The sequence below is a fragment of the Psychroserpens sp. SPM9 genome (genome assembly GCF_025153525.1).
Taxonomy (GTDB): Bacteria; Bacteroidota; Bacteroidia; order Flavobacteriales; family Flavobacteriaceae; genus Psychroserpens.
Window position 1 is genome coordinate 1 of sequence record NZ_JANZNR010000003.1, and the last position, 19,090, is coordinate 19,090.

Annotated in this window: 6 protein-coding genes and 1 pseudogene; all 7 read right to left on the reverse strand. The window is 36.0% G+C overall.

Annotated features, from left to right (window positions below; translation table 11 throughout):
- Window positions 1-2,314: pseudogene (locus N4270_RS06480) on the reverse strand (hypothetical protein); the annotation flags it as partial.
- 233 nt (window positions 2,315-2,547) lie between these two features.
- On the reverse strand, window positions 2,548-4,419 hold the full coding sequence (locus tag N4270_RS06485; RefSeq protein ID WP_260096140.1) for an OmpA family protein: 1,872 nt from the start codon (window positions 4,417-4,419) through the stop codon (window positions 2,548-2,550).
- A 19-nt stretch (window positions 4,420-4,438) separates the two neighbouring features.
- Window positions 4,439-5,374: a type IX secretion system membrane protein PorP/SprF gene (locus N4270_RS06490; protein WP_260096141.1), complete on the reverse strand. Its 936-nt coding sequence runs from the start codon at window positions 5,372-5,374 to the stop codon at window positions 4,439-4,441.
- A gap of 30 nt (window positions 5,375-5,404) precedes the next feature.
- Entirely contained in the window at window positions 5,405-12,646 is a 7,242-nt protein-coding gene (locus N4270_RS06495; protein ID WP_260096142.1) for a choice-of-anchor J domain-containing protein, read from the reverse strand.
- A gap of 169 nt (window positions 12,647-12,815) precedes the next feature.
- On the reverse strand, window positions 12,816-13,973 hold the full coding sequence (locus N4270_RS06500) for a tetratricopeptide repeat protein (RefSeq protein ID WP_260096143.1): 1,158 nt from the start codon (window positions 13,971-13,973) through the stop codon (window positions 12,816-12,818).
- Window positions 13,970-15,562 (reverse strand): AraC family transcriptional regulator, encoded by a 1,593-nt coding sequence (locus N4270_RS06505; RefSeq protein ID WP_260096144.1) that lies wholly within the window; start codon window positions 15,560-15,562, stop codon window positions 13,970-13,972. The genes N4270_RS06500 and N4270_RS06505 overlap by 4 nt, the downstream gene beginning before the upstream one ends.
- Before the next feature lie 281 nt (window positions 15,563-15,843).
- Complete coding sequence (locus N4270_RS06510; protein ID WP_260096145.1) at window positions 15,844-18,852, reverse strand: T9SS type A sorting domain-containing protein; 3,009 nt, start codon at window positions 18,850-18,852, stop codon at window positions 15,844-15,846.
- Window positions 18,853-19,090 lie beyond the last annotated feature (238 nt).

The window sequence follows — 19,090 nt, forward strand, 5'->3', positions numbered from 1 at the left end:
TATACGGAATTGGTAATGGGTTTGTATTTGAATCTGCATCACCCTGAGTTAAATGATAACTCACCGAATAATCCGGATTGTTTCCTGTAACCTCTACGTTTTTTAAACTTAAATCAATACTGGTAATACCATCTGGAGTACCGTCATCACAAACCTCTAAAGCGGTTGGAACAACTAGGGCTGGTAATGGGTTGACTAGGAGTTGGAAAGTCGTAATGTTATAACAATCTGTATAAAAATCATTTTCAGCACGCACATAAATGGTTTGTGGACTACTTGTATTGGTATACGGACTAGCAAGTGGATTAGCATTGTTTTCAGCATCAATTTGTGAGGAGTGATAGGATATTGAAATGTCTGAGTTTCCAGCTAAAAGAATCGCTGTTTGAGAATCTAAATCAAATGACGTAAAACCGTCATTACTCGTATCATCACAGACTTCAAAAGAAGTTAAAGCTGTTACGACTGGCGTGTCGAAAACCTCTAATTCTAGTGCAACGATAGAATAACAATCTGTAGCATCAGAATCTACGCGCGCATAGACAGTTTGATTATAAGGTGTTGTGTTTTGAAATGAGTTTGGGTTTGCAATTTCAGGATTACCAGCTTCAGCTTCTGTTTGCAATATAAAATAGGAAACCTGAACTGCCTGCGTATTACCTAAAATGATATCTGGAGTTGCCTGCGTTAAATCAAAAACACCAATTCCCTGATTATTACTATCACAGCCTTGTAAAGCAGGAACTGAATTGGCTATTGGTGCACCAACAACTTGTAAATCTAGTGTTGTATAAGCGATGCAACCTAAATTGGTTTCAATACGTACATAAATAGTTTGATTTGCAGAAGTACTGTCATAAGGAGATGCTAAGGCATCGGAGGTATTTCCAGTTTCGGCTAGTGCCTGTGTTTCATAATAAGTTACAGTAACATCTGTACCATTATTGGTAATTGTAGCACTTTCGGCATCTAAATCAAAGGATGCTGAATTTGGATTTGTACCATTATTACATGCCAGTAATGGATCAGGATTGACAACAGTAGGTAATGGATTAACAACAATAGTTTCAGTAGTGTCAATAGTCTGCACACAATTAGGAGGAGATGCACTCGTTACAGACACAAAGTGTATATCTGTATCTGATGATAATGCAGCTATGGTTAAAGTGAAATTACCTGTACCATCCAGATTTAAGGTTTGATCTGGACCGTTATTAATGGTATATGTTACAGTTGCATTTGGATCTCCTGAAATCTGTAATTCACCATCTTCACCCTCACAAATTGGTGAATTATTAATGATAGAAGGGACGGTATTTCCAGTAACGGTTATGGTTTCTGAATCATTGATAGCCTGTGAGCAAATTACGGTTCCGGTATTGCTTAGAATTTGTGCATCAATAAGATCAAAAGTCAGATTAGATATTGGTGACTGCGTGATGGTTATTTCTCCCGTAGCGTCTAGTAAAACGTCTTGTGTAGGACCACTATCTATTGAATAATGGATGGTGGCACCTGGAGTACCAGTAATGGTAAACGTGACGCTTTCATTGGCACAAATAGCTGATGAAGACACTGATAAAGTGGCATCAGGAATTGGTGTTACAATCAAATCAAAATCGATGAGACTATAGCAATCGGTTCCAGCAGATTTAACTTTAGCATAGATGGTTTGCGGATTAGAAGTATTGGCATAGATAGCCGGTAGTTCGTTGATATCGTCAACGGCATCTGCTAAACTTTCATAAAATTCGATGGTGTTGCCAGCATCAGAATTAATGCTAGGTCTTAATCCGTTAAGGTCAAAAATGGCAATATCGGGATTGCTGCTACATTGTTTAACATCTTCAATTTCATTTGCAACAGGAGGTGCAGGGAATGCACCAGCTCCATCGGTAGCCGTTCCAGTCCACTGAATTTCAAATCCGCCATCACCAGCAGGTCTGTCAATTGCTATGTAATACGTTTCTCCAACGTTGACATTTAGCCAATACACATAACCATTTCCGTTAGGTCCAGGACCAGTTTGTGTCAATGTGGTACTTCCGTTAATTCCTGTGTGATTATTAGGAAGACCAGCTTCATTAGGATTTGTGGTAGAACATCTAATTGGACTACCTAAATTTGAACAGATACGATTTGGTCCATACACCCAAAAGTCATAATCGACCATTATGTCTGGATCTTCCGGAATCAAATCAAAGCCTAGGGTTCCTGCCTGAACAATATTAACTTCTAACCATAGTGAATTATGCTCAAAACCACCGCAACCCGAAACCTCTTGAATGGCGCCTATGCCATTTGCATTAGACATAAAATTACTATTACCGCAAACAGTGACCGCGTTAATACAATCATTGGGTTCTTGTGCGTTAAGCTGTGAACACAGAAATAGTGAAAAAAATAAGATTATATAATTTTTCATAAGTCGACTATGGTCATGTATTCTTGCTCTCAAATTATTGTTTGTCTAAGTTAATTTTCAAAATGGATTTCAAATATAAAACAGCTATACGGATCTAATTCCTACTTTAAATTGTTTCTCTATTATTTTTTAATAATTAAGAATTCTGATCGTCTGTTTTGAGCATCTTCTTCATCGGTACAATTAGATTTACAGTCAATCTTAGGTTCTTGACTTCCTATGCCTTCAGCAGATAAACGCGCTTTATCAATGCCTTTAGAAATAAGATATTGTACAGTTGCTTGAGCACGTTTTTCAGATAGGTTTAAATTGTAACTCGCTGTTCCTTTTGAATCGGTATGCGATCTCACCTTAATAGACATGTTTGGATAATCATTCATGATTTTCACTAATTTATCCAATTCAAAAGCACCTTGTTGTGTAATGTTACTTTTGTTAAACTCGAAGTAGATGTTTTGTAATTTTACTTCAGTATCTGTGATAATTTCATTGATGGGTTGTAGTGAAATTTTAACCATTGTTTCATCGTCTTTAGATTCTGAAACAGGGATTGAAACAGTTTCGAAGCCTTCTTTAGAGACGGTAAGTTTGTAATTAGTGTCACAGCCTACTGTAAAATCTGTCTCGCCTTTAGCATTTGTTTCTTGAGTTGCTATAGTATTATTTTGGGCATCAGTGATAGAAACATTAGCATTGGATATAGCTGTATTGTTTTCAGCATGCTTAACAAGTGCAATAATATCAAATTTACAAATAGGTATTGCGATATAGATTTGATCTACGCCAGATCTGTTTGAAGAAAAGTAACCGATTTTTTTAGAAGTATTCACACTAAAAGAAAAATCGTCTCTTTTAGTGTTGATTCCGTTTCCCAGGTTTTCAGCTTTTTCATTTTTATTAAGGTCAATTTTAAAAATATCAAAACCTCCAAATCCTTGTCTTCCAATGGAAGCAAAATAAAGAATATTATCATCGCTAATAAACGGAAAGCCTTCTTTACCTGCAGTATTTACATTAGGACCTAGGTTTTGTGGTTTTCCGTAGGAATTACCATTAACACTAATTTTCCAAATATCAGTATCTCCCAATCCGCCAGGCATATTAGAGGCAAAATATAACGTTTTACCATCGCTGCTTAAACTTGGATGGCTTACGGTATAATCGTTGCTATTGATAGGTAATGCTTGCACATTGCCCCATTTTCCATCAACAAAGGTGGCTTTGTACAAACCTTGTTGTGCCAGTTTTACTTTTTTATTTTTTATTTTTTTGAAACTCCCTTCACTATGTCCATCTCTGGAGAAAAACATGGTTTTTCCGTCGGCACTAATTGTAAGTGGCCCATCATGATAAATGGTGTTTAATTCTTCAACTTCTTCAGGGTCTGATAAAGAACCATCGTCTTTTCTAACCGATTTATAAATGTCTAAATAGGGTTGGTTTGTCCAACGATCTTCTTGTTTTGAATTATTTCTTGTGCTTACAAAGTAAAGAATATTATCGTTTGACAACACGGCTCCAAAATCACTCTGCTGGCTGTCATTTATTGTAGTTTCTTCAACCTCGAAAGATTTCGTTTTATCGGCTAACTGCGGAATGTAATTAGGATTTGATAAATGCATTTTTGCACGTTGATCATCTGGTGATAGTTGAGCAAACGTATTCATTTGTTCGTTGGCTGCTTCATACTTTCCTTGAGATTTTAATACTTGAGCATAGCGGAAGTAAGTTTCGGCATCTTGTTTAGTTTCTATAGCAGTGGCATACCATTTAGCGGCTTCTTCAATATTAAAAACGCTGTAATAACTGTCGGCCAATCGCTTATAGGTTTGTGCGTCGGCTTCTTTATTTTTAACCAGTTCTAAATAGGCTTCAATAGCATCAACATATTGATAGCTTTCAAAAAGTTTGTTGGCTTGCTCAATTTTTTTGCTTTGTCCGTAGCTTATTGCAATAATGAAGAATAAACAAGAAAGACTATATATTTTTTTCATTTTAAAGAGATTTTTTGGATTAGAAGAATCGAGGTGAAATGGATACTTTTTTAGGGAAATTCAAATCAAACAGTAAGAAAACTTCGTGTGATGAAGATGTCGCAGCTGAAAGTTCTGAAGTAATATAATCATAGGCATATCCTATTCGAATTCCGGGAGAAACAGCAAAATTAGCCATAGCTCCAATAGCATCATCTAAGCGGTATGTTGCACCGAGCTCAAAGCGTTCATTAAATAAGAAATTCCCTGAAACATCCAGAGATGTTGGTGCTTCAAAAGCCGATTTCAACATGAATGATGGCTTGAATTTGGTGTTTTCAGAAAGGTTAAACACATAACCACCAGATAAGAAATAATGTTGTACATCAGAACCATAAGTAAATTCTTGACCGTTATTTGTGATATCGAGATAGGTGTTGTTTAACATATTAGGAATAGCAAAAGATACATAATATTTTTTGGTGTAATAAAAGAAACCAGCACCTAAATTTAAATGTGTATTATTTGAGTTTTCACTGAAAGCTTCATCGTTCATGTCGTTTACAAATCCATTTCCTATATCACTAAAGAGCCCGATATTTTGAATGGTAGCTCCCGCTTTTAAACCGAAAGCCAAGCGATGATCTCCACCAAGTTTTAGGGTATAAGAGAAATCGGCATAGACATTGTTTTCTTCAACAGGCCCTATTTTATCTGAAATGACAGATAGCCCTAATCCAACATTTTTACTTATCGGACTATGAACAGAAAGGGTTGCTGTTTTAGGCGCATCATTGATATTAACCCATTGTGTACGATATAACAATCCAATAGCTAGATTCTCTTTAGAGCCGGCATATGCAGGGTTAACCACATTCATGTTATACATATATTGTGTGTATTGCGGATCTTGCTGTGCATGAGTACTTACGAAAATCGCAAGTGAAAAGACAAGTGTGAAATATATAGTTTTCATTTGTATATGATATTGCATGTTGTTAGTTGATTATTGCGCTCTATTGATATAAATCCATCCGGTATTTGTACTTCCATCTTGTTTTTCGATGTTGTAGAAATACGTGCCATCTGGAAGTTCATTTCCTTTATTAGATTGTCCAAACCATTGGTTGGTATAATTGCCTCTAAACTGGTAGACTTCCCGACCATGACGATTAAAGATAGTAATGTGTGTGACGCCTAAACCAGTTAGATCTAAAGTGTCATTTTTACCATTTCCGTCTGGAGAGATACCTCTCGGAATTTGACGTTCGATACAGGCTAACTGTTCTGCTGTAAATGTTTGTGTTGTAGAGCAACCGCCTAAGGTTACGGTCACCGAAAATTGAACAGGAGCCGTCAGATTTTGATTTAATGCATAAGTACTTACATTGAAATTTTCCGAGTTTTCACCAACACTGTTTCCGTTGGCATCCATCCATTCAAACGTCGCATCATTCACATTGAAGGAACTGTTAAGGGAAGAAGCGGTTAAAATGTAATCACTATCAACACATTCTCCTTCAATTACGACAGCTAAATCTTCTAAAATAGTGATGTCGAATGTACTCATTCCGCTTTCAATACAATCATCAATAGCTTCTGAAAATTGGTAAGTTACGGTATAGCTACCAACATTGCTTGCTGCGATATTAATATCTCCAGTGGCACTATCGATGGCTAATCCACTTTCTGAAGCAAAGGTACCGCCTGTTGTAAAGTCTGTACCTAAAATAGGAGCGATATTACTATTATCTGCACAGTAAATAGTATCAGCGTAAGCAAAGTCTGTGTTAGGTGCTATACTGGTGCTAATCACAATACTTGTTGTTGATGTTCCGGCACCAGAGCAGGTATCTGCGTCAGCTTCTACAGAATAAGTAATATCATGTGTGCCAGCAGTGGCCGACGCTAAATCTACTTCGCCTGTGTTTGGATCAACAGTTATAGTTGCTGCGCTAAACGTACCTCCAGTTGTAAAGTTGGAATCTAAGTTTGGTGTAGGATTTGTGTTCAATAAGATACAATAGGCTTCAGTTCCGTAATTAAAATCGGTAACAGGCGTCGAAGCAGCAGTAAAGGTTATTGTCGCTGTAAACGTTCCAGCCGAAACACAATTATCTTCATCACCATCGTAAGTGTAGGTTACATCATGTGAGCCTTCTGTAGCCGAAGACATATCAATTTCACCAGTCGTAGCATCAACGGTTAGTGTTGCAGATGTAAATACACCACCAGTAGCAAATCCGTCACTTAAATCAGGAGAAGGGTTGGTGGTAGCTACAACACAGGTATCAGCAAAACTGAATGTAAGTTCTGCATCGAAAGATTCGCTGACTTCAACAATGATTTCAGCACGCGGACCTTCACAGCCTTCAGTATCCATATAAGCAACATAGTATGAGGTTGTATTGACAACCGAAGTGTCTGGCGTAGGAGCCGTTGTGCTTCCTGTGCCACCAACAGCTTGCGTGTACCAAACTAAAGTATATGTTCCAGATTCGGAAGCTGTAAGTTGTTCCGCAGTATCATTGAGACAATATTCAATAGGTGATTCTACGGTTGGCGTCTCAGCAATACCGTTGTATACAATTTCAATATCGTATGAACAGTAGCGTGTTTGCCAAGTAAACGTATAGGTACCTGGTTGAACAAAGTTGTTGATTGTTGTCGTGTTGCTATTAGAATCGGTTATACTTACGGTTCCTGGATTGTTTTCACTAGCGATCCAAGTTCCGGTTCCGTTGGCTTCTACAGCCGCAGTTGCATTGTCACAATCTACTGTAAATGGTTCTGTAATAATTTCATTATTTGGTAAGAAATTAACGGCATCAATAACATTTCCAATATCATCGCCATCACTAGCTCTAAAGATAATTCGGGTGTTTGTTTGACCATTAGGAACGATGTATTCTCCTGTAACTAAGGTCCATGCTTGTGTAACTCCTACATGATTATTAATCATGGTATAAGGGCCACCCACAGGACCAGCAAAAAGTTGAATGGTATTACCATCAAATCGTGCAAGGTGTGCAAAACTATAATCCATTAATGTGATTTCAGATGTATCAAAATCTCTGTAATACCCTTTTATATTAGGATCGTTAGGATCTATCGTTGTCCCTTGGTCAGATAATATTTGAACACTTTGTCCGCCTTCATAAGCTGTAAAGCCAGGCGCATTAAGAGTTTCCCAGTAAAATATATTGTTAGATGAATCTAAGTTTGAACGCCATCCTGGAATTGTATTTACTGAAATAATAGTGTTTATACCACTTAATCCGTTTAACGTAGGTTCTTCAAATCCGCCATTAACGGTATCAACCAAACATAAATCTTCTGGAGTCTTGACACAGATATTGAAACGATATTCAGTAGTATCTGGAGTTGTTAAGGTTAATCTTACTTTATAGTTATCACCTACAATTAATTCAGAAGTATACATTGCAACGATAAGATTATCATAGCTACAAACCATTTCTTGAAGGTTGCCTCCACCATTATCTTTGTAAAGAGTCATGACAATTTCCGGATATAAAGGATCACCATTGCTGTCACGTAAGCTTCCGTTGAAGCTGTTGATTTCTATGATATGAATCATTGATTCCGCAGTAAAGTCAAACCAAACATCACCTTGATTTGTTCCATCACAGGTCATCATTTCGGAGGAGACTGAAGCATTAATAAATGAAACATTAGAAACAGATTCGTTACAAACCTCATTTGAATTTATTGGTAAGCTAATAGCATTTGAAATATCATCATTTCTAACAAATTCAAAAGGGCCAGACCAATAACTCTCATCATCTGTACCACAAACCGCTCTTACGAAATACTCATAGGTTGCAACATTTGGATCTACAAAATCGGAAGCAGTTGGTGTATAAGAACTGGTTGTTACCAGCGTTCCAGATTGTGGTAATGTACCATTTTGGAATGGCTGAACAGCAACTTCCCATTGTGTTTCGCTACCACCTGGTGTCCAAGAAAACACAGACGTATCACTGATGGTTAAATCGGTTGGTTGCGGACAAGTAACAGTGCCACAGATAGCAGTTCCTTCATAAACAACTGTTCTTAGAAGGATACCTGTAGGACTTGAATAAACGATGTTGTTTGAAGCATCTAGTATGTCAAACTGATAATCGTCATATTGAGGTTGTGAACTTCCTAAGGTGTTGAAGAATACAGAAAACTCAACTCCAGAACAAAGGAATACACTAAAACTTTCATCGGTATTTCCTTCAAAAGGAATAGACTGTACAACCTGATTGTTTTGTGTAATATCTAAACTAGCCGAAATATCGGAATCGCTAGTGAGTATAAATGTGTACTGACATAAGTTATCAAAACTACATTTTGTGGTTACAGTTTCAGGTCCTGTCCATTCTCCTTGATTACCATCACAAACAGCTCTCACGTAGATATCATACATGGTTGAAGCATCAAGTCCGGTAACCGTAAACGGATTTGTTGGAGCGTTATATAAATAACTCGGATCGGTATCACCTACAGGAGCAGGTGTACCAGAAGGTTGCACTGAAATTTCCCAAGCGGTTTCAGAACCATTTGACTCCCAAGCCACTTGAACAGCAGTATCTGTAATGTTATTAAGAACAATATTTGTTGGTTCAGGACAGTCTGGAATGTCTTCGATGTTTACATTATCGATTGCCAGTGTTTGTCCTCTGTAAGGTCCAGTACTTGGAAAGAATGGTACATGAAAAGCGATGTTCACATCACCAGTAATTCCAGCTGGGAAATTGATAATTTTAACCTTGTACTCTTCATTGTTAATCACTACTGGGTCATCATCAGAATCGTATAATACTGTAGTGAACTGATCGAGGCCAATTCCATTTGTAGATAACAGCACTTCTAAATCTTCAGTAAAGAAGCTATCATTCACGCGATAGTAGTAACGCAGACGCTGATTTTCAGAAATAGTAATAGTAGGAGAAATTAACCAATCTTCATTTTGACCATTCGTTCCGGTAAACATCACTGCAGCTTGATCACCTTCATAAGGAAAGGAAGCACTGTTTAATTCCCAAGTTTCTAAATCTTGGTTGTCATTTACAACGGTCCAGCAGTTTTCTGAATCAGAATCGGAATTAAAAGTTTCCACAAAAGGAGCTGTAAATGCTGGACACTGCGTATTAAAAGTAATTGGACCAACCCATTCGCTTGAGTTGTCGCCACAATCTGCCATCACATAAAATTCGTAAGCTGTATCTGGCATTAAATCGGTCGCTGTATAACTTGTCTCGGTCACAGATTCACCATTCGTTGTTGGAATCCCTGAACCTGCTGGTTGAACAACAATATTCCAAGATGTTTCTTGAAAACCACTAGTCCAAGATAAGTCTGCACTATCAGTAAAAGTAGAATCCACTGTCAAATCTGTAGGATTCGGACACGCAGGTGCGTCAGTAATACTTACATTGTCAATATCAAGAACTGTAGCAGGTCCCGAATATGTTGGTGGTACTCTAAATGCGATATAAATAGTTCCTGAGCCTTCAATGATTAAAGACTTTTCGATATAGCTTGAATTGGTAAAAGTTTCCAGCGGAGAAATTACGGTAAAGCTAGTTGGATTTGTATTTGTTGTAGATATCAATACTTCGAGACCAAAATGAGGAGGTCCTGTGAAGAAAGAAAAAGGAGATCTGTAGCTGTATTTAAGTTGTTTAACACCATCAATATTTATAGCAGGTGAAATTAAATAATCATTAAAATCTGCAGCCGCTCCAGATAGTGTTGCATGTGTTTCGTTTATAGTCCAGGTGTTACCGTCATTATTATTGTCGTTAATTTCCCAACAAAACTTTTTAGTATCAGGATCTTCATCATCAAAGCTTTCAAAAAATGGCGTATCGTACGATTCACATAAGGTTGTGAAAGCTACTGGTCCTACCCATTCACTTTGGTCATCTTCTCCACAATAGGCTCTTACATAAAACTCATATCTTCTCCCAGAGTCTAAATCGGTAGCCATATAAGGAGAATTACTATCAACTAAAAGACCACTAGTCGTTGGTACACCAGAGTCTAAATCTTGAATAGCCACTTCCCATTGTGTTTCGGCATCACCAGGAGTCCATAATAACCAAGCCGAATTGGTTGAAATACTAGACCCTAAAACAAAAGGATCTAAGGGATCAGGACATGTTGGTTTATCTTCGATAAATACATCGTCAATTGAAAGCCTTAAAGCGGTTTCAGTTGTATTTGGTTCAACAATAAAGGCTATGTTTACGATGCCAGTTATAGTTTCAGGAATATCCACAATTATTTCTTGGAATGAGGTGTTGTTAATTGTGGTTTCAGGTAAAATAGTAGTAGTGAAATTATCCACGCCAACTCCTGTTGTTGATAATTTTACGGTATAAGTTGAAACACCTTGCGTTGCTCTATGCTTATATCTCAATCGCTTTTGTACACCATCAAAATTTATTTGAGGAGACACATATAAATCATTGTTTTCAAATTGCGACACGTTAGTAACTGTCGTTGCATAACCTCCAATAAAAGCCCATGTTGTGCCGTCGCCATTAGCATCTATTGTTGTCCAGCAAGGCTCAGGATTGGCGTTGGTAGCATTTGCAAAATCAGTTGAATAAGGCGTGTTAAAAACTGTACATTGTGTAGTAAATGTTGAAGGTTCGCTCCAATTTCCGGCGGCACCATCACAAATAGCTCTCACATATATATCATAGGTTGTTGCTGGAGCTAGACCAGTGTTAATGACATTATCAATATTGGAGTTAGTTGGTGTACCAGAACCATTAGGCTCACCAGAACCTGTTGGAACAACTGTATATTCCCAAGAATCTGCAAAACCACCAATATTATCCCAAGAGAAGCTTACGCTGTCTTCGGTTAAATTACTGTATACTAAGTCGCCAGGAGGAGCGCAGGTAGGACTTGAAATGACTAATTCAAAGCAAATTCCTGCAGTTGGAGACAATTCAGAAGACACTACAATAATATAGGTTTCGCCGGCTTGCACCAAAAGATTAGAAATTGTTTTAGGGTCAAACGGATCATTGGTTATGACGCCAGCAGTACAGTTGACACCAACCTCGGCACAGCTATCATAAACAAATAATGAGCTTCTAGAATTAAAGCAATTATCATCACCACCTCCTGATACCACAGCAGTCGTTTGTGTTAATGTCACTAATCCATCTTGTGTAGGCGTATAGCTTAAAAAGATTTTATTTCCGTTAAGGTAATTTGTCGTAGAAGTTCCTGAAACACAGTTAGTGCCTTGCGTAGAGTATACCTCATCAGGATTAGACCATTGATCTAAGTTATCAATAAGTACATAAGGTGTAGCTGAAATATCTGGAATGATGATTGGCGTATCACAAGACAAACCAAATTTTAAGGTACTAAACGTATAAGGTCCTGTGAAAGCACTCTGAGTATCATTATCACAAACTGCAGCGATGTAAATGTCGTATTCAGTATCTTCATCTAAGTTATTAAGCGTATATGATGTTCCTGAAACAGGAATACCGCTATCGGCAGGAACACCATCTGTTGGTAAAATTTGTATTTCAAAGTTGGTTGCTGTAGGATGTGACCAGGTGACTTCGGCACCATCAACAGTTATATCATCAATGCTAACATCATCATCTTCAACTTCAGTACAACCTTCTAGAATCGAAACATTATCTACAAACCATTGATCGCCAGTTGGTGTGGCGCCATTTTGAGTGTTAACCGCAACAAAAGCTACATAAATATTTAGACCTGCAGGGATAGAACTAGGAAGTTCGACCACTTTTTTCTCATAATTAGTTTGAGCACCTACATTTAAACTTGTTTCGGTGTAAGATTGAATAACAATATTAAAACCGTTAATATCAGGTTGCGCAGCTGTAGAAATTCTTATTTCGTATTGTGATCCATTATCGGCTTCATCTCCTTGCTTTGTGAAAAATTGAATTTCGCCATTTTCGGGAACTGTTAATTGTGGTGTCACCAAAAAATATTGAGCTGTATTTTGGTCTCCAATATTGTCTAAACTAGGATTGACAGATGTGCCATTAGTTCCTAAATAACCGTCGGTAGTTTCAGACCATGTTTGTGTCCCAACTCCGTTTCCAAAAAGGGTCCAAGTATTTGGAATTCCCGAATCAAAATTTTCTGATAATTGCGCAAAACTTTTAGTTGAAAACAACAGCAGGAATGCGATTCCTAAAATAGGGAGTAATGTTGGTTTTAATTTATTTCTCATGCTTAGGTGGTTTCTGAATGTATTAAGAAATTTAATATTATAAAGATACAACCTAAATAGTCATATATAAAGACTATGGCTTTGTTAATTACTGAATTTTGAAAGTCTAAAATTCATTATAAACATCTGAAAAATAAGATGTTATGTTGTAAAATGAAGTAAGATAATCTTATGAAGTAGGTTCTTCTTTCTGAATGAAATCTATTTCAGATTGTAGTGATTTAATGACTTTTTTGTTACGTCTTTCGATAAGAATAACGGTACTAATCATTAAAACAAGTGCTACAAAAAACCATTTTAGTTTGGTATAAAAATTCTTTTTTTGGTTCTCAAGTTTTTCGTTTTGGCGCTTAGAATTTTCATCTAAAGAATGGCTTACAGAGTTGCGTTCGGATGTTTTGATTTTCAATTGAGTTTCAGCATAAAGGTCGAAGTACTTCTGGTATTCATCCCATTGATTTAATGCCAAATGATTTTCAAATAGCCCATTATAAATGCTTGAATTTAGAATTAAATCGCCCACATTTCCAGATTTGTCTAAAGCTGTGTTTAATAAGTCAATGGCTTGTTGATACTCCCCTTGTTCGGTATAAACTGACGCCAATCCTTTTTGAGCAAAAGCAATAAGGCTATTGGCTTTTTCAATTTGTGCGTGCTCTATGGATCTATTAAAACTGGTTTTAGCGTTCTCATACTGAGACAGTAAGGTGTAACAATTACCTTTATTGTAAAACACAATACTTAAGTTGGTGTTAACTTCAACATTTTTAAGCTTTAGATATTCTTTGATACCTTTATCAAAAAATTCTAAGGCGATATCACAGTTCAAATTGTCTTTGTATATAAACCCTTTAACTATGTAGCTATTAGCTAGATACTTACCAACAGAATCGCGAACAGGATATAATAAAGCCATTCGTTCGGTTCTTTCTAAATACTCTATAGATTTATCAAATATTTTTAGTTGCTGATAAAGAATTCCTGTTCTGAATACTATTTCCGTTTGTAAAACCTTATCGTTTAATGTCGCAGAAAATTCATCGGCTTTTAAGATATACTCTAAAGCTTTCTGATAATTTCGTTTAGAAGTATGTGCTAAAGAAACGAGCATTAAAGCCTTGGTTCGTGATTTCTTTGAATACGATTCGTTTTCAAAAACCGACATCCCTAATTTGATAGACTCATCAGGGTTTTCATAAACACGTGTGATACTTACTTTTAAAATACTGTCAATTTGATGTACATCATCTAATGTAACCAATGCTGAAGCTGTGTGATGCATCCCGAGCATGAATAATAAAAGCAAATATGTGAGCCTTTTAATCATTGCAGTATTTTTTCTGTCTTAAGTCCTTGACGTTCCTTCTGAATTAACTTAATAAAAGTTACAGGAGACATTCCAATAATCGATTTAAACACGGTTGCGAAACTACTATGCGAAGCGTAACCACTTTCTTCAGCTAAGAAACTAATCTTATAATGGATATAGTTGGAATCATTTTTCAGTTTATCAATAATATAGTTGATACGTAGTTTGTTGATAAAAGTGTTAAAATTATCGTGGTAATGTTTATTGATGACACCAGATAAATATTTGGTATTGGTTTCAAATTGACCAGCCAAAACAGCAAGGGACATCTCTTTGTTTAAAAATTTTTTTGAAGCCTCAAATTTTTTAAGTTTCTGTAAGATTTGTTGTTCGGTTTCTTCAGGAATATCAATGCCTTTAGATGCAGATTTTTTTGAAGGTTTAGGCTTTGTATTGATAAAATTATTCCGGCTTATTTCAATATATTTTATAATTTCTCTAAGTCTTTTTTTTCTACTTACACTTTTTGAAATTAAATAGATGCCAATGAGTAATGCTAAAGCTAAACCAGCTAAAGCGATGTATGAATAATTTTTATAGGTATCGTTGTTGGCTTCTAAGCGTTGGTCACTTTGGCTTGTAAGCATGTTGTAGAGAGAATTAACAGACTCTTGCTCCATAGATTCTATTTGCGCGTTTAATGCCAGGTATTTGTCATTATAGGCTTTGTGTTGACTGGTTTTGTTTGTGGCTAAGTAGTTGATTGCTAAATCCTTATTTATTTTGGTTAACACCACAGGATTATCAATAATCTCAGCAAATTTCGAGGCTATAAATAGGTTTTCTTCACTTTTTGAGAACTCCTTTTTTAGGAGTTGTAAATGACCTAATTCTCTATATATTAATGCTTTTTGATAAAGGTTGTTACTCGTATTAGAATTTATTAAGCCTAAAGTTTTATTGATGTATACGCTTGCTGAGTCATATTTAGCTAGATTGTTGTACACTTGTTCTTTAGCAAAATATAAGCTTCTTTTTTCAGATTTATTCTGCTTAAAAAAGTCTTGGTAATCCTGTTCTAAAGTTTTAATTGCAGCTATTGCGTTTTGATTATCGTGTTCAATCAAATGCATGTTGATTTGCTCTAGTTTGATAAGAATTTGAAGCGAATCTCTTTGTCTGTTAACTGGTAATTCAGTAATGAGTTGATTAGCCAATTGCAAGTATTCTTGGCCTTGTTTATTTAAATATATGTTACTTAGTAGTCGGGCTTTGATGAGATGTAATTCGATTTGTGTATCTGGCCTTATATCATCTGAATTATTTTGATCACTAAATGCAAATTGAACCGATTGATTATAATCACCTTTAACTAAGTAGCTTTTTGCCAGTAAAAGATTTGTATTGGCTTTTTCTTGAGTACTTTGGTTGGTTTTAATTAGGTGTTCGGCAATTTTAATGGCTTCATCAGGATTTGAATGAATAAGTTCCTGCGCTTTTAAAATCAAATCGTTTTCTTGAGATTCTACATTTAGTGCAATTAACATACTTGCCCAAAATCCGATTAAGGGAATATATCTATAAAGACAAGTGTAAAATTGTTTCATTATTTAGGAACATATTAGACGCTCAATTGTTGATTCTATCTCATAAGAAATGAGTTATACAAGTTAGTAAATATAATAAACTTTAGAAAAGAATTGACAGCAGCTAACAAACATCGGGTTGGTTTGAAGTGATATTGAGATGGGATGTTCTTATAAGTTTCTCGCTTACAGTATCTAGAGAAATTATAAACGATTTTACTAGGTTAAAAAATAATAAGGTAAAAAAACAAAGGGCAACATATTAATGTTGCCCTTTACCCTTAGTAATTAAATAAATTCAACTATTCTTTAATAATCTTAAAGGTTTTTTGAGAATTATTGATCTTGACTGTTACGAAATAAATTCCTTTTTCCATCGCACTCATATCAATAGTAGTTTCTAGGTTATTAGGCATTTTTGTTTTTACACTTTGACCTAAAATATTGTGTACAGTAACCATTGATATTGTGTTTTGAGCATCAATTGTTAATGTGTTTTCTACAGGATTAGGGTAGTATTTAAATGCATTGAAATCATTTGAAGCAACGCTTAATGATTCATCAGGATAAGCGAACAGTGTAAATTCAGCAGCGCTTGAAGCATGAACCAAAATTAAATAAGTGTTTCCTGCTACTAATTCACCAGTTCTAGGTGTTGTGTTGTTAAAGCAACTACTAATACCTGTTACATAACTAGCTGTATCCGTTTGTGAGCAGTCATCTGTATTGTAAACAGTATAGCTAGCAGAACCACTGTCTCTTGTAAAATTGAAGTGGTAAGTTCCGGTGTATTGCGGAGTCAATTCGTACCATACTGATTCTGAAGAAGTACCAGCACATCCTTCAGGTGAATAATAAGCAACATCAGTGACGTTAATATTACTACTAATAGAATTGTTACCATTCATATCAACCGATTCTGTTAATGTCAAAGCTGAAGCACAGTCACTATTTACAACAGCATCTGGTAATTGCCATACACATAGGTTGAAATCAATACCTTCACCATTTTGATTAGATTGTACCATAACATAATAAGTTAACGTACTATCTAAAGTGAGGATTTGATTAGAGTTGGAGTTACAAGATGTTGTTTTCTCAACAAGTGATCCGCAAGTTCCTTCATAAACTGAAAAATATGTTGATGGAGTTGTGCTTAATCGTTCTAAAGAAAACTCATAAACACCGCTAACTGTCGGGTTGTACACATACCATACATCTCCATAACCATCGGTATTACAAGCATTGTCTGAAGATAATGTAGCGCCAATTGTGGTTCCAAATACTTGGTTGTCACAGCTGTCATCAGTAGATGTTGTTAAGGTCACAGCATTAGCACATTCATCATTTGCTGGTGCTGCTGGTGCCTCTCTTAAACAGATGTCAAAGTTTTGTTGAGAACTACCTAAGTTCGTTTTATTTCTAATATAATACGTGTTTCCTATAGTTAAGTTTGTGAATGTTACATAAGATGACGTGTAGCAAGCTAAACTAGTTAGAGTACCGCAATCTCCAGATAATAATTCAGTAGACTGGAAAATTCCACCTGCAGGAAATCCAGGAGCCGATTCGAGGTTTAAATATTCTAATATGATAATTTCCTCAGTAGCAACAAAGCTAAACCAAACATCATTTGTATTTGTTGACGAACATGAACTTAAGTCTCCAGCAGATTCTGTCGCACCTGCGTTTGATGCATTTGTAAGAATAGTACAGGTATCATCTGTATTAACAGTTAGATTAATAGCATCACCACAGTCATCATTTGAAGGCGGACAATAAAAGAACGTAGAATCTGAAAAGAAACACTCATTGTTTTGATCATTTGTTAATGAGAAATTTACAACAGTACCACTTGCATATGGTCCAGCAGTTACAATACCTGTAGAGGTAATATTCGTAATATCAGCTGTTGTACCATCGTCGTCAGATAGTGTTAATGATGTTGCATCTCCTAAATATGTAATATCTACGTCTACAAAAAACTGATCGTTATCACAATCTGCCACAGGAGTTAGTGCGCCAATTGTAGGGTTTATACAATCGTTTTCAGTAATAATTAAATCGTAAGTATACGTACTTGTGTTACCTGTATTACTTAGCACTATAAAATAAGTGTTGCCAGATAATAATACTACTTCGGTTAAACTTCTGGTATTTCCAGAAAAGGTACCTACATAGGCTACACATTCTGTAGCAGCATCTGGACAACCATTTACAACATGGATACTAGCACCAGTATTAGAAATATTTTCAACTTCAATATTTATAGACACATCTGTCGTTGGCGTGATTTCATAAAATACATCTTTACCTCTCATATAAGTGTTGCTACAAGGGCTCGTATCAATATTGTCTTCATAATTATCAGTATCTCCACCTAGTTCAAAATAAGGCAAAGAAAGAACTATTGGGCTACTACATGTTGCTCCTGGTATTGGAGCCATACGTGTTGTAAAGCTTTCTTCAACACAACCAGTTGCACTACCAATTCCATTATAAGGGACTATATTAACAAAATACTCGGTTTCATATTCTAAATCGGTCAAAGCATAATTAGTTTCTGTTGTCGTTGCTCCATTAACTATATCTGTTCCGCCAGAAGTCGTTCCAACAGAAACAGTATATCCAGTTGGTAATCCTGTCGCTGCTTGCCACACTAATGACACATCTGCATCAGCAGTATCAGATCCGTTAGCAGGCGAAATAAGTGTAACATCACAATTTGGTGCTGTAGTAGCTGTTTGTGTAAATGATACATTATCAATAATTACCCATAAAGCAAAATTTGACACCGTTGCAGTAGTGACCACAAAACGTGCTTGAAAATCGCTACCATTAGCAATTGGTCCAACATTAATGCTTGCTGTTGCACCACAGTTAGCCGTATCAACAAAGTTATAGTTAGAATCATCTATGGTTGTAATATCTGTCCAAGAAGTTCCATTATTAGTAGAATACTGTAAGACTATCGAACCCCAATCTGTTGCAGGAGCAACAAAGCTAGGAGGAGGGAACTGAGACACTTGCTCAAAAATATTATATGAAAAACTTACAGTAAGGTCTGTGCCATTTGATATGGCAGCATAATTTGGTGTTGTAAGTGTTTCTTCTCCAGCAGACATAAAAAATGTTGCAACAGCTTTTTCAGAAGCATCACAAGTAAAATTTGATGTAGCTCCAAAGTTAGTTTCGGTCCAACCTGCAGGAACTTGATTATTCGAAATTTCTTCGAAATTTTCATTCACCTCAATTTGAGAGAAAGCAGTCATACTTAAAAGCATGATAAAATAAAACGTAATTTTTTTCATTGGTTTAGAATTAATTATTAGTTACAAAATGACCGTTTTGATTAAAGACCATTAGTTAATGAGTTCTAAGTAAAAGTATGTATAGATATTCATTATATAAAGCATAAGACTTTTGTAATTACTGAAATTTGAAAGTTAAAAACACATTTTAATAATCTGTTAGTCAGGTGTTTGTGGTAAATTGTTTGCGTAGTTGTTAATTCAGAAGGATTGAAGCGTAGAATCGCCTAATTATGAC